The sequence below is a fragment of the Kitasatospora sp. NPDC003701 genome (assembly GCF_053587085.1).
This window is the reverse complement of record NZ_JBSFNM010000034.1, coordinates 51,236-65,408: the sequence shown is the minus strand read 5'-3', so window position 1 is coordinate 65,408 and position 14,173 is coordinate 51,236. Positions and strand designations below refer to the sequence as shown.

The 14,173-nt window shown below is 73.2% G+C and carries 5 protein-coding genes; all 5 read right to left on the bottom strand.

Features of this window, described 5'->3' with window-relative positions; genetic code table 11:
• Nucleotides 1-19 precede the first annotated feature (19 nt).
• Nucleotides 20-1,078: an MDR family NADP-dependent oxidoreductase gene (locus tag ACWDRR_RS27520; protein WP_449774915.1), complete on the bottom strand. Its 1,059-nt coding sequence runs from the start codon at nucleotides 1,076-1,078 to the stop codon at nucleotides 20-22.
• Nucleotides 1,075-2,784 carry a phytoene desaturase family protein gene (locus tag ACWDRR_RS27515; RefSeq protein WP_449774914.1) on the bottom strand — a complete coding sequence of 570 codons (1,710 nt, stop codon included), beginning with the start codon at nucleotides 2,782-2,784 and terminating at the stop codon, nucleotides 1,075-1,077. The genes ACWDRR_RS27520 and ACWDRR_RS27515 overlap by 4 nt, the downstream gene beginning before the upstream one ends.
• A gap of 53 nt (nucleotides 2,785-2,837) precedes the next feature.
• Nucleotides 2,838-2,981 carry a hypothetical protein gene (locus ACWDRR_RS27510; RefSeq protein WP_449774913.1) on the bottom strand — a complete coding sequence of 48 codons (144 nt, stop codon included), beginning with the start codon at nucleotides 2,979-2,981 and terminating at the stop codon, nucleotides 2,838-2,840.
• Complete coding sequence (locus ACWDRR_RS27505; protein WP_449774912.1) at nucleotides 2,978-4,168, bottom strand: cytochrome P450; 1,191 nt, start codon at nucleotides 4,166-4,168, stop codon at nucleotides 2,978-2,980. Before ACWDRR_RS27505 ends, ACWDRR_RS27510 begins: the two co-directional genes overlap by 4 nt.
• 127 nt (nucleotides 4,169-4,295) lie before the next feature.
• Nucleotides 4,296-13,895 (bottom strand): non-ribosomal peptide synthetase/type I polyketide synthase, encoded by a 9,600-nt coding sequence (locus ACWDRR_RS27500; protein ID WP_449774911.1) that lies wholly within the window; start codon nucleotides 13,893-13,895, stop codon nucleotides 4,296-4,298.
• Between the last annotated feature and the right edge of the window lie 278 nt (nucleotides 13,896-14,173).

Genomic DNA, 14,173 nt, shown 5'->3' with positions numbered 1-14,173 from the left:
GCGCCGCCCTCGGCAGCCCTCACACCTCGACCAGCACCTTGCCCCGGTTCGCCTCCCGGTCCACGTAGAGGCTCCGGTAGGCCTTCGGGATCTCGTCGAAGCCCTTGTGGACGGTCTCGTGGTAGCGGATCTCACCGCGCCGGACCAGCCCGCCGAGGTCCTCGTGCATGGCCGCCAACTGCGGCTCGTCGAACCACTCCTGGGCGAAGATCCCACGGATCGTGGTGCGCGGGAACATGATGTACGGCAGCAGCCGGGGCCCGGTCAGCTCCCCGTTCACCGTCGTCGCCCACTGCCAGCAGACCGCGACCCGGCTGTCCACGTTGAGCATGGTGAACACCGCGTCGGTGACGGTGCCGCCGAGGTTGTCGAAGTAGCGGTCGACGCCGTCCGGGGCGGCGAGCAGCAGCGCCTCGCGGACCTTCTCCGCGTCGTCCGCCTGGTCGTAGAGCACCACCTCGTCGAAGCCGAGCTCCGTCAGGTACGCGGCCTTGCCCGCCGAGGCGGTGGTGCCGACCACCCGGCCGGCGCCCGCGCGCCTGGCCAACTGGCCCACCAGGGTGCCGATCGAGCCGGACGCGCCGCTGATCACCACGGTGTCGCCGGGCCGGACCTCCAGGAACTTCGTCAGCGTGCCCCAGGCCGTCATCCCGGGCGCGCCCATGATGCCGAGCGCCGTGGAGAGCGGCAGCCGCTCGTCGTACCGGGCCGGGTCCAGCCGGCGGTAGGCGGGGAAGACCATCGGGAAGGTGCCGGTCTTCCACAGCTCCTCGGCACCGTTGTGGACGACGTGGCTGCGCCAGCCGCCGAAGCCCTGGACGAGGTCGCCGACCCGGAAGGCGGCCTCCGGACCGGCCTCCAGCACCTCCATGATCGAGTCACCGCCCATGTGGTGGCCGATCGGCGTCTCCAGCGCGAGGCCGTTCTGGTACGGGTCGACCGAGACGTACCTGGTCCGGAAGAGCATCTCGTCCGGCCGGAGCCTGATCTCGACCTCCTCGACCACCTTGCGGTAGATCCGGTTGACGTCCGGCACCCCGTCGAGGTGCTCGCGGACCACCCACTTCTCGATCTTCATGCCAGGGCCCCTGTCGAAACGGTGGTGGTGGACGGGATCTCCTCGACCGGCCCGGTCGGCTGCTTCGGCGGCCGGCCGACGGGGAGGATCAGATGGGTGGGCGGCGGCGCGCTCAGGTCGATCTCGGCGTGGAACTCCCGCCCGTCGTCCCGGCAGATGAACTGCATCACGTGCCGGCCGGCGGCGGCCGCCCGGATCAGGCCGCCGATGGTGGCCCAGACCCCGGAGAGGTAGAAGTCCGAGAGCCCGGGGAGCACCGGACCGTTCTTCTTGATCTCCTGCTCCACCGTCTCGCTGCCCTCGACGAACGGGTTCCAGCCCGGGAAGGTGCCGTCGTAGACGCCGGTGTAGCGGACCTGGGTGAGCGGGGTCGAGACGTCCGCCACCGCGACGGCGCCCTTGAAGCCGGGGAAGCGCTCGTCCAGGAAGGAGACGATGCCGTTGCGGACCCTGCGCTTGGCCGCCGTGTACTCGCGGCCGTGCTTGACCGGCAGGGTGTGCAGCTCCTCGCCTCGCCGCACCCGGGAGGACTGCTCCGGGCCGTCGTGCAGCTCCCGCCAGGGGTCGATCTCGGAGAAGTAGGTGGCGAACACCACGGTGGACTCCCGGGGCGCCAGCTCCGGGTAGTGCCGGGTGCGGAACTGCACGTTCATGCTCGGGCAGCGGATGCCGGTGAGCTCGGCGGCCTGCCGCTCGTCCAGGAGGTAGGTGGTGCACGGGTCGCCCTCCGGGAAGGGTCGGCGCAGGCCCAGGAAGAGCGAGACGTAGCCGGGCGACAGCTGGCCCGGCTCGTCGATCAGCGAGGTGTAGAGCCGGCGGTAGGTGTCGTTCAGGTAGCGGCCCTTGAGCAGCTTCATCACCGTCGTGTGGCCGTCGGCGGCGGAGACCACGATGTCGGAGCGGAACTCCCGCCCGTCGCTCAGCCGGACGCCCACCGCCCGGTCGTCCTCGACCAGGATCTCCTCGACCTTGGCGTTGTACATCACCTCGCCGCCGAGCTCGCGGTAGCGCTGCTCGATCGAACGGGCCAGCCCGAGCGAACCGCCCGCCGGCACCCCGGCGGCCTGGTTGGCGTGCGAGGCGAGCTGGAAGTAGAAGGGCAGCACCGGGAAGGCCGGGTGCTTCTCGTAGAGGATGAAGTTGAACGCCTCGCGCAGCAGCGGGTCGCGGAACCGCTGCGAGTAGTCGGTCATCAGGACGGTGATCGACTTCCGGATGGTGGTGAAGTACGGGAGGAACGAGGCCAGCATCCGCCAGCGCTCGATCCGGCCCATCAGCCCGACCGGCTTGAGGAACGGGTAGACCGCCAGCGCCTTGCGGAACGTCCGGATGCCGTCGCAGAACTCCCGGACCGGCGCCGCGTCGGCCGGCGAGATGCCCAGCAGATGGGCCTCCAGCCGGTCGGGGTCCGAGTAGAAGTGCACCGCCCGGCCGTCCCGGCCGCGGACGATGTTGAACACGTCGAAGTGCCGCATCTCCTTGCCCTGGAGGGCGCCGAGCTCCAGCCAGATCTGGTACATCTCGTTGCCCGGGCCGTTGCCGAGCAGCCAGCTGATGCACCAGTCGAAGGTGAAGTCGCCGCGGTCCCAGCCGGTGCAGGAGCCGCCGGGGATCTCGTGCATCTCGAAGACCTGGGTGCGGTACCCGTTCATCCGGGCGTAGCAGCCGGTGGAGAGGCCGCCGAGGCCGCCACCCACGATGATCATCGATTCTCGTCGGCGCCCTGCCGCTGTGTGCCGTGCCAATGCCCTGGCCTTCCTCATGGTCGTGCCGTTGCGCTGTCGTTGCCGTTGCGCCTGCTGTTGCCGTCGCGCCTGCTGTTGCCGCTGCCATAGCGTTTGCCGCTGCCGCTGCCGCTGCGCCTGCCGTTCGGCGCCGCCGTCGCGCGCCTGTCGTCGCTCACCAGGCGATCGGGAGCGCCTGCAGGCCGTTCACCATCGCGTCCGCCTTCCAGCGCAGTTCGTCCTCGGGGACGGCCAGCCGCAGACCGGGCAGCCGCTCCAGCACCGTCTCGATCGCCACCTGGAGCTCCAGCCGGGCCAGATGGGCGCCGATGCAGTAGTGCACGCCGTGGCCGAAACCGAGGTGCGGATTGCCCTGGCGGTCCAGGACGAGGCGTTCCGGCTCCTCGAAGACCTCCGGGTCGCGGTTGGCCGCGGCGGTGGCGATCATCACCGCGTCACCGGCCCGGATCGTCACCCCGCCCAGTTCGACGTCGGCCGTGGCGTAGCGGGGCAGGCTGAAGCCGGTGAGCAGCGGCACGTACCGCATCAGTTCCTCGACGGCCTTCGGGATCAGCTCGGGCTTCTCCCGGAGGCGGCGCAACTCCTCGGGATTGACCAGGAGCTGGTGGAAGAAGTTGCCGATCTGGTTGGTGGTGGAGACGAAACCGGCGATCAGCAGGTCACAGGCGATCGAGAGCAGCTCGTCCTCGCTGATCAGCCGCTGCTCGCGGCAGGCCCGGACCAGCACGGTCAGCAGGTCCTCGCCGGGCTCGCGACCGCGCAGGTCCAGCACGCCGGCCATGTACTCGATGAACGCCCGGCCCTCCACGGCGAGCACCTCGCCGGGGGTGACGGCGGAGAGCACCGTCTCCGCCCACTGCCAGAGCATCCGGTGGTCCTCGGCGGGGATGCCGAGCACCTCGCAGATGATGGTGGTCGGCATCGGGATCGCGAAGTTCTCGACCAGGTCGGCCGGTTGACCGGCCGCGAGCAGACCGTCGACCAGCTCCTCGGCCAGCTCCCGGGCCCGGACGCGCAGCCGCTCGACCCGTCGGGCGCTGAACTCCTTGGCCACCAGCGAGCGCAAGCGGGTGTGCTCCGGCGGCTCGGTGGAGAACAGCCCGGCGCCGCTCCGGGCGACCGGACGCATCCGGGGCTGGTCGTGACCCATCGCCTCGGCGAGGCTGAAGCGCGGGTCGGCCAGCACCGTCCGCACGTCCTCGTAACGGGTGACCAGCCAGGCGCCGTCACCGTAGGGCAGCCGGATCCGGGCCAGCGGCTGCTCGCGCAGCTCGGCGTAGCGGGGGTGGAGGTCGAGGCCGAGCGACTCGAACGGGTACGACAGCGGCTGATGCTGCCTGAGCATGAGGTGGTCCACCTCTCGTGTGGGACTGCCGGGACTGCGGGAACTGCCTGGAATGCCGGGGCCGGTGGAGCTGCCGGGCCGGCCGGAGCCGCGCGGGCCGCCGGCCTCGGGCGGGAAGGTGCAGGTCTCAGGACGCATCGGCGGCGACCCCGGTGAGGATCTCCCTGGCCAGCCCGGCGTTGCGCGCGATGTACTCGTGGTCGAGCATCTCGGCGTGGGTGCCGAAGCCGCGGAACACCGCCGTACCGGTGGCCGAACTGCCGTGCCAGGTGCCGTGCTCGCCGGCCGCGTAGAGGGCCACCTTCGCGTCGTCGGAGATCACGCTGACCGGTGCGGCGACCACGCCGAGGTTGGGCGTGCGGCTGCAGAACTGCAGGTAGTCCCGGGCCTGTTCGCGGGTCTCCTGGGCGACGATCGCCGAACCGGTGTGCCGTTGCAGGTGCTCGGCCAGCTCCTGCTCGAAGGCCCGGACGTGCTCGTCGCCGAGCGCGAAGGACTCCGGGATCCGGTGCGAATCCATGATCACCACATTGGGCACCGCCCGGCCGCGCCGCTCCAGTTCCTTGGCCACCTCGAAGGCGAGGTTCCCGCCGAGCGAGTAGCCGAGCAGGGCGCACGGCCCGTCCGGCTGGACGGCGTCGATCAGATCGGCGTAGCGGGTGACCTTGTCGTCCCCCGGGACGTAGTTGAACGCGACCATCCGGTACTCCGGCAGGTGCGCCGCGAACTGCCGGTAGACCAGCCCGTGGCCGCCGGCCGGCGGGAAGCAGAAGACGGTCTGCTGCTGCTCCTGGTTGAACCGGAGGTACGGCTGGGCGCCGTCGAGCCGGCCGGTGATGATGTGCTCCAGCGTCCTGGCCATCCCGTGCAGGGTGGTGACCCTGAACAGCTCGCTGACCGGGATGCTGATGTTGAACTCGCCCTGCAGGCCGTGGATCAGCTCGATCAGCTTGATCGAGCTGCCGCCGGACTCGAAGAAGTCGTGCTCCAGGCCGAGTTCCTCGACCCCGAGCAGCGCCCGCCAGTGTTCGGCCATCCGGATCTCGTAGAGGGTGACCGGCGGTTCGGCGGCCCGGTCGCCGGCCTCCGCCCGCGGCGCGGGCAGCGCCGCGACGTCCACCTTGCCGTTGGCGGTGAGCGGCAGCGCGGGCAGGTCGGCGAAGTACGTCGGGATCATGAAGGTCGGCAGCGAGCCGGCCAGGTGGCGGCGGAGCCCCCGGCGGTCGACCGTCCGCCCGGGAGCGGGGACGCAGTAGGCGCAGAGCACGTCCTCGCCGCTCCGGTCGGACCGGACGGTGACCACCGCCTGGGCGAGCTCGGGCCACTCGGCGAGCCGGGTCTCGATCTCGCCGAGCTCGATCCGGTGGCCGCGCACCTTGATCTGCGAGTCGGCCCGGCCGAGCAGGTGCACCCCGCCCCGGGCGTCCCAGCGGGCGAGGTCGCCGGTGCGGTAGAGCCGGACCGGCTCGGTGCCGTCGGCCCCGCCGAGCGGCAGGGTGGCGAAGCGGCGGGCGGTCTGCTCCTCGTCACCGAGGTAGCCGAGGGCCACCCCGGAGCCCCCGATCCACAGCTCCCCCGGCACCCCGGGCGGGACGGGCCTGCCCTGCTCGTCCAGCAGGTAGAAGGCGCTGTTCGGGAAGGGCCGCCCGATCGGGACCATCCGGCTGGGCTCCAGGCCGTCGGTCGGACCCTCGAAGTAGGCGCTGTCGATGGTGGCCTCGGTGAGGCCGTAGGAGTTGATCAGGCGGGTCCGCGGGCCGCAGAGCGCACTCAGCCGCTCGTACTCCTCCACCTTCCAGACGTCCGAGCCGACCACCAGCAGCCGCATGAAGTCCAGCTTCAGACCGGACCGTTCGCAGTGGCCGATCACGGTGCGCACCACCGCCGGCACGAACTCGGCGGCGTCCACCCGCTCGGCCCGCATCACCTCGTAGAGCCGGGCGGTGTTGAACAGCAGCTCCCGGCCGACCAGCACCAGGGCGCCTCCCGAGCAGAGCGCGCGGACGTAGTCCCCGGTGAAGACGTCGAAGGCGGGGCCGGCCATCTGGAGGTGGACCCGGACGTCGGTGTCCAGCCGGTACTCGGCGTGCCAGGCCTGGTAGGCCGAGGCGAGGTTGCGGTGCGAGACCCGGACGGCCTTGGGCCGGCCGGTGGAGCCGGAGGTGTAGACGACGTACGCCGGGCTGTCGGGGTCCACCGGTTCGTCGGTGAACCCGCCGTCCGCCGCGACGGGCCCGTCCGGCCCGACGGTCCCGGCCTGCCCCGCGAGTTCGTCCGGCCCGACGGTCCTGGCCGGCAGCCCGCCGAACCGCTCCGGGTCGCCGACCAGCAGACCGGCCCCGGCGTGCTCGACCATGTACGCCAGCCGGTCGACCGGGTGGCCCGGGTCCAAGGGGAGGTAGGCCGCGCCGGTGCGGAGCACCGCCAGCAGGGCGACGACCAGCTCCGGCGACTTCTCCAGGCAGAGCGCCACCACCGCACCCGGCCCGGCACCGAGGGCCCGCAACCGGGCGGCCGCGACCCGGGAGCGCTCCTCCAGCTCGCCGTAGCCCAGCCGGGCGGTCGGGCCGGACTCCGCCGGCGCGACCACCGCCGGGGCGTCCGGATCCGCGGCGGCGGCCCGCAGGATCAGCTCGTGCACCGGCACCTCGTGGGCCACCCGCCGCTCGGCACCGCTCCACTGCCGGAGCACCCTGGCCCGCTCCGCCGGACCGAGCAGCTCCAGCCGGGTGACCGGCTGCTCGGCTCCCGCCCCGGTCAGCCCCTCCAGCAGGTTGACGTAGTGCCCCGCGAGGCGGGCCATCGTCTCCGGCAGGAAGAGGTCGGTGTTGTACTTGAGGACGCAGTGGAAGCGGCGCTCCGCCTCGTCCTCGTAGGCGGACAGCGTGAGGTCGAACTGCCCCTCCTCCTCGGGGAGTTCGATGTACTCCAGGTGATAGCCGTACTTCTCGGTGGCCACCTTGTGGTGCAACAGGATGAACATCGCCTGGAAGACCGCCGAGCGGCTCGGGTCGTGCTGCAGCCCGAGCTTCTCCACCAGCAGCACGAACGGGTACTCCTGGTTGTCCAGCCCGCCCAGCACGGTGGTGCGCACCTGCGCCAGCAGCTCCGCCACGGTCGGCGCCCCGGCCAGCGAGGCGTGCAGCGGCAGCGGGTTGACGAAGTAGCCGTAGACGGAGGCGAACTCCTCGTCGGTGCGGCCGGTCACCGGGCTGCCGACGATGATGTCGTCCTGGCCCGAATAGGCGTGCAGCAGCAGGTAGTAGGCGCTGAGCAGCACCATGAAGACGGTGACGTTGTGCTCACGGGCCAGCGCGTGCACCCGGGCGCTGAGTCCCTCGTCCAGGACGAAGAACTCGGAGGCGCCGTTGTGCGTCTGCACCGCCGGCCGCGGCTTGTCGGTGGGCAGGCTGAGGACCGGCACCTCGGCGGGCAGGTGCGAGCGCCAGTAGTCGAGCATCCGCGGCGCCTCGCGGCCGGCCAGGAACTCGTTCTGCCGGTTGAGGAAGTCCAGGTACCGGGCGGTGACCGGGGGCAGCCCGGGCGCCCGGCCCTGCCGCAGCCCCTCGTAGACGGCGAGCAGCTCCTCGATGAAGGTGAAGGTGGAGATCGCGTCCGAGATGATGTGATGGACGGCCTTCATGATCACCCAGTGCTCCGGCCCGCGCTTGAACAGCCGGAACCGCACCAACGGGTCGCGCTCCAGGTCGTACGGCCTGCGGTACTCACGGACGATCAGGTCGTGGACCTCGGACCACTCCAGGCCCTGGACGTCGAAGACCCCGAAGTCCGGCTCGACCTCGGCGCGGACCTTCTGGACCGCATGGCCGCCGTCCAGCACGAAGTTGGCCCGCAGGCTGGGGTGGCGCCCGACCATCGTCCGGAAGGCGGCGGCCATCAGCTCCGGCTCCAGCTCCACCCGGACCTCGACGGCACCGCCGATGTTGTAGGCGAAGCCGTCCGGGTTGAGCTGCTTGAGGAACCACAGCGCCTTCTGGTTCTGCGTCAGCGGGTGGTGCGCCTCGTCCTCGTACCGCTCGACCTCGGCCCCGCCGGTGCCACTGCCGTCGTCCTCGATCAGTTCGGCCAGGCCGGCGTGCAGCTGGGCCACCAGCTCGGCCACCGGAGCGTCGGAGAGCAGCGCCACCACCGGAAGGGCGGTGCCGAGCTCGGTGTTGAGCCGGGCCCGCAGCTCCATCGCGAGCAGCGAGTCCAGGCCGAGACCGCTCAGACCGGTGCCGGGGTCGATCTGCTCCGCGGGCACCCGCAGGACGGCGGCGGCCAGCGCGCCGAAGCGCTCGGTCAGCAGCGCCAGGCGCTCCTCCTCACCGGCCGCCCGCAGCGCCTCCAGCACGCTGCTGCGCCGCGGCGCCGGCGCGTTCTCCCGGGCGGCGGCCGCCAGGTCGGCGACCAGCGGCGGCGGGGCCGGGTACCAGGAGAGGAAGACCGGCCAGTCGACCACGGTGGCGACCAGCAGCTGGGCGCGGTCCTGGCCCAGGACCCGCTCCAGCACGGCCATCCCGCTCCCCGGCGCCAGCGAGCTCATGCCGCGGCTGGTGCGGTAGTGCTCGATCAGGCCGAGCTCCTCGATCATGCCGGTGGCCCAGGGGCCCCAGTCCAGGCTGAGCGCGGGCAGACCGAGTGCCCGGCGGTGGTGCGCCAGCGCGTCCAGGAAGGCGTTCCCCGCCGCGTAGTTGGTCTGGCCGGCGGTGGTCAGCAGCGAGGCGATCGAGGCGAACAGCACGAAGTGGTCGAGCGGTTCGTCGGCCAGCTGCCGGTGCAGCGCGAAGGCTCCCAGCACCTTGGGGCCGTGGACGGCGTCGAACACCTCGCGGTCCAGCTCCGGCACCAGGGTGTCGCGGACCTGTCCGGCCAGGTGGAAGACGCCCCGGACGGGCGGCGACTCCAGTGAGCGGTACTCGGCGAGCCAGTCCGCGAGGGCCCGTTCGTCGGTGATGTCCAGCGGGGCCGGCACGGGCTGGGCGCCGAGCGCCTCCAGCTCGCGCAGGAAGGCCACGTTGCGGCCGGCCGGGCTCTCCGGGTCGAGGCCGCGCCACTGCTCGCGCGGGGGCAGCGGGCTGCGGCCGACCAGGATCAGCCGGCGGGCGCCCCGGCGGACCAGGGTGCGGCAGAGCAGCCGGCCGAGCGCGCCGAACGCCCCGGTCACCAGGTAGCTGCCGTCCGCCCGCAGGCTGGGCGCCAGCGGCCCGGTCAGGCCCTCGGCGGGGCGCAGCCGGTTGGTCAGCCGGCGCCCGGCGCGCAGCGCGATCTCGTCCTCGTCGGCCAGCGCGAACTCGCGCAGCAGCGCGGCCGCCTCCTCGGCGGCCGGACCGGCCGGACCGAGGTCGACCAGCTTGCCGGGGTGACCGGGCAGCTCCTGGTGACGCAGCACCCGGCCGATCCCCCAGGCGGGCGCGCCGAGCGGCTCCACCGGCTCGCCGGGGGCGGTGGCCTGGGCGGCCCGGGTGACGATGTGCAGCCTGCTGTCGGGCAGTTCGGCGGAGATCAGGGCAGCCAGCGTGATCAGGCTGTACGCGCCGGCACCGGTGTGGCCGGCCACGGTGGCGTGGTCGGCTTTCGCCAGCACGGGCCGGTCGAGGTTCCAGAGGTGGACCACGGCGGCCGGGTCCGGTGCCCCGGCGGCCCGCCGGTCGGCCAGCAGCCGGCCGAGGTCCGCGGCGGAGCCGGGCTCGACGGTGGACTCGCCCCCGTCGCCGGACGTCCGGTAGCCGCTGCCCGGGCGGACGAGGTGGCAGCTGCCGCCGCGCTCGGCGATCCGGGCGGCCAGCTCGTCGGCGACACCTCCGGAGTCCGCGAACAGCAGCCAGTGGTCGGGGTGTTCGGCCAGCTGGTCGGGGGTGTCCGAGGCGTCCGACAGCTCCGACCAGGTGGGCTCGACGAGCCAGCCGTCGATGGTGGCGAGGCCGACGGCGGTGGAGGCCTTCTCCACGTCGGCGGCCCGGAAGCCGGTGATTCCACCGAGCGGGGTGCCGCTCTCGTCGTAGACGGCGATGTCCCCGACGATCTCGTCCCCGTCGTCGCGGGTCACGGTGGCGTGCACCCGGAGCGGCTGCTCGCCGACCGCGTCCAGGCGGACCTCGTCGATGGCGAGCGGCAGCTTGATGCTCGTACCCGCCTCGCCCGCCTGGCCCGGCTGGCCCGCCACCAGGAGCTGGGGCGTCAGCAGGGTCTGGAAGAAGGCGTCCATCAGCACCGGGTGCACCTGGTGACCGGCGCCCTGCCCGGCGATCGCCGCCGTCGGCCGGACGACGGCCAGCGCCTCCCCGGGGCCGATCCAGACCTCGTCGATGCCCTGGAAGGCCGGGCCGTAGTGGTACCCGAGGGCGGCCAGTGCGGTGTAGCAGTCGGCGCCGGCCAGGTGGCGGGTGGCCCGCGCGCGGATCCGCTCGGCATCCAGTCGGTGGCCGGGCCGCCGGCGCTGGCCGGGGCGGACGGTGCCGACGGCGTGGACGGTGCGCTCGGGCCCGTCGCCGGTGGCGCCGTCGGCAGGCCCGGCGGTGCCGGTGCTGATGGTGAAGGAGCCGTTCTCCGCGGAGAGGGTGAGCTGCACGGCGCGGCTCTCCTCGTCGGGCAGGAAGAGCGCCTTGCGCAGCTCGATGCCGGCCAGCGCGGCATCGGCGCCGCCGGTCAGCGCGCGCACCGCCTGGACGGCCATCTCCAGATACCCGGCGGCGGGGAACAGCACCCGCCCCTGGATCCGGTGGTCCTCCAGGTAGGGCAGCGCCTCGGCGTCCAGCCGGGCCTCCCAGGCGGGCTCGGCGCCGGCCAGGCGGCGGCCGAGCAGCGGGTGGTCCAGCCGGCCCCGGCGGATCTGCTCCACCGCCCGGGGCTCGACCCAGTGCCGGTCCCGCTTGAACGGGTAGCGCGGCAGCGGCACCGGGCGCCCGGCCGGCTGCAGCACCGACCAGTCGACCTCGACGCCGAGGTTGTGCAGGGCGGCCAACGAGGCGGTGAAGGTGGTCCGCTCGTCCTCCTGGCGCCGGATCGAGGGCAGCGTGCGGATCTCGGGGCGGTCGGCCCCGCCGGGGCGGGCCTCCAGCGTCTCCTGGATCGAGCGGCCCAGCACCGGGTGCGGTCCGATCTCCAGGAAGAGGCTGTACCCGTCGTCCCCCAGCCGCTCCACGGCCTGCTGGAAGCGGACGCTGTCACGGACGTTGCGCCACCAGTAGGCGGCGTCCAGCTCGGTGCCGTACGCGGTGCCCTCCCGGCCGGTGAGGTGGAGCGGCACCTGTGCGGGGCGGGCCTTGAGGTCGGCGAGCGACTCCAGCAACTCGTCCTTGATCAGCTCCATCCGGGCGCTGTGGTACGGCACTTCGACGGTCAGCGGGCGGGCGAAGACCTGCTCGGCGGTGAGCGCGGCGGCCAGCTCGGCGAGCACCGTCCCGTCCCCCGCGAGGGTCAGCGAGCCCGGGCTGTTGATCGCGGCCACCGAGACCGCGTCACCGTACGGGCGGATCCGGCGGACCGCCTCGGCCTCGGTGAGGGCGACGGCGAGCATGCCGCCGGTGCCGGCCAGCTTCTGCTGGAGCCGGCTCCGGTGCACCACCACCTTGACCGCGTCGGCCAGGTCGTAGACACCGGCCTCGTGGAAGGCGGCGACCTCGCCGGTGCTGTGGCCCACCACCGCGTCCGGACGCACGCCGCGGCTGCGCCAGAGCGCGGCGAGGCCGACCTGGACGGCGAAGTTGGCGGGCTGGGCGAGCCAGGTCTCGGCCATCCGGGAGTGCGCCTCGTCGGCGGCCAGCTCATCGGTCAACGACCAGCCGGTGAGCTCGGCGAGGTGCTCGGAGCAGCGCTCGACGGCCTCGCGGTAGACCGGCTCGGTCGCGAACAGCCGGCGGCCCATCCCCCACCACTGCGGACCCATCCCGGTGAAGACCCAGGCCAGCCGACGGTGCCGGGCCTCGCGCCGCCGGCCGGTCAGTACCCGGGGGTGCGGTTCGCCGCGCAGGTAGGCGGTCAGCGCCTCGTCCAACGACTCGCGCGAGTCGTAGACCACGGAGAGCCGGGCGTCGAGGTGCTGGCGGCGGTGGGCCAGGGTGTGGCCGAGGTCGGCCGGGCGGGCGGGGGTGCCGCCGCGGGCTCCGACCAGCTCGCCCTGGATGCCGGCGGCCAGCTCGGGCAGGGCGGCGGCGTCGCGGGCGGTGAGCGGGAGGATGGTGAGCGGGCGGGCGGTGGGACCGCTCGCCGGCGTGGGCGCCTCCTCGGCCGGCGCCGTCCCGGGGGCCGCCTCCAGCAGGACGTGCGCGTTGGTGCCGCCGAAGCCGAAGGAGTTGACCCCGGCCCGGGCCGGGCCCCGGTGGTCGGGCCAGGGAGTGGGCTCGGTCGGGATCTCGAACGGCAGGGCGGCCGGGTCGATCGCCGGGTTGAGCCGCTCCAGATTGATGTGCGGCGGGATGAGCCGGTGCTTCAGCGCCAGCGCCGTCTTGATCAGCCCGGCCAGGCCGGAGGCGGACTCGGTGTGCCCGATGTTGGTCTTGACCGAGCCGACGTAGCACTTGTCACCGGGGCGACGGCCGACCGCCAGCGCCCGCGCCAGCGCGTTCGCCTCGATCGGGTCGCCGACCGGGGTGGAGGTGCCGTGCGCCTCGACGTACTGGAGGCCGCCCGGCGTGATGCCGGCCTCGGCGCAGACCCGCTCGATCAGGGTGACCTGGGCGTCCGGGTTGGGCACGGTGATCCCGTTGGTGCGGCCGTCCTGGTTGACCCCGCTGCCGATGATGACGGCGTGGACCGGGTCGCCGTCGCGCCGGGCGTCGGAGAGCCGCTTGAGCGCGACCACCGCGACGCCCTCGGCCCGGACGTAGCCGTCGGCCGAGGCGTCGAAGGTGCGCGAGCGGCCCTCCGGGGAGAGGAAGCCGCCCTTGGTCTCGGCGATGGTGTACTGCGGCGCGATGTGCAGCAGGGTGCCGCCGGCCAGCGCGAGGTCGGTCTCGCCGCGCAGCAGGCTCTGGGCCGCGAGGTGGACGGCGACCAGCGAGGAGCTGCAGGCGGTGTCCAGGGAGACGCTGGGCCCCCGGAAGTCGAAGCAGTGCGAGATCCGGTTCGACACCATCGTCATCATGGTGCCGGTGGCGGTGTGCGCGGCCAGCGTCTCGAAGGAGAGGTCCGAGAACTGGACGATCTTGTAGTCCAGGGTGAACGCGCCCACGTAGACCCCGACGTCACGCCCCGCCAGCTCACCCGGCTTCTGCCCGCCGTCCTCCAGCGCCTCCCAGGCCACCTCCAGCAGCTTCCGCTGCTGCGGGTCCATGTGGTCGGCCTCGCGGCCGCTGATCCCGAAGAACGCCGGGTCGAACTCGTCGAGGCCGTCGATGTAGCCGCCCCGGCCGCCGACCAACCGGCCGGGCTTGGCCTTGTCCCGACTGCCGAGGGTGCCCACGTCGTAGCGGCTGCGCGGGGTCGGCGTGATGCAGTCCTTGCCGTCGACCAGGTTCTGCCAGAACGACCGGTGGTCGTTGGCGCCGCCCGGGAGCCGGCAGCCGATTCCGATGATCGCGATCTTCTCCGGGTCACCGGCGGGCCCGGCGGGGGCGCAGACACCGTCGGCCGGGGCGGGGGCGGCGGAGGCAGCGGTCACGACGGGGGCAGCGGAGGCGGCGGGGGCGGCGGTCACGACGGGGGCGGCGGGGGCGGCGAAGCGGGCGTCGGAGGCGGTCGCGGGATCAGAGGGGGCGGGGAGAGCGGCGAGGCGTGGGTCCGTCATGGTCGAGTCCTTGTGTCGCTGCGTTCGCGCGCGCGGCACGGGCGTGGGAGCGCCGCACGGGCATGGGGACGGCGGCTGCGGACCGGATCCGGGCAGGCCGGAGACCGGGCCGGCCGAAGGGGACAGGCCGAAGGCCGGGGAGTGCACGGACGGATGGACGGTGGAGCGGGCGGCGGAGCAGGACGGCGGCGATACCGAACGGCGAGCGGCGGCGGCGCGGGACAGCGCCACCGAAACGTGTTCGGGATCGCCGAGGACGGCGGGGGGCGAGCGGTCGG

Excerpts from the sequence above, each read along its gene's own strand:
- ACWDRR_RS27515 (WP_449774914.1), bottom strand. The coding sequence starts at position 2,784 with ATGATCATCGTGGGTGGCGGCCTCGGCGGCCTCTCCACCGGCTGCTAC.
- ACWDRR_RS27520 (WP_449774915.1), bottom strand. The coding sequence starts at position 1,078 with ATGAAGATCGAGAAGTGGGTGGTCCGCGAGCACCTCGACGGGGTGCCG.
- ACWDRR_RS27500 (WP_449774911.1), bottom strand. The coding sequence starts at position 13,895 with ATGACGGACCCACGCCTCGCCGCTCTCCCCGCCCCCTCTGATCCCGCG.
- ACWDRR_RS27505 (WP_449774912.1), bottom strand. The coding sequence starts at position 4,168 with ATGCTCAGGCAGCATCAGCCGCTGTCGTACCCGTTCGAGTCGCTCGGC.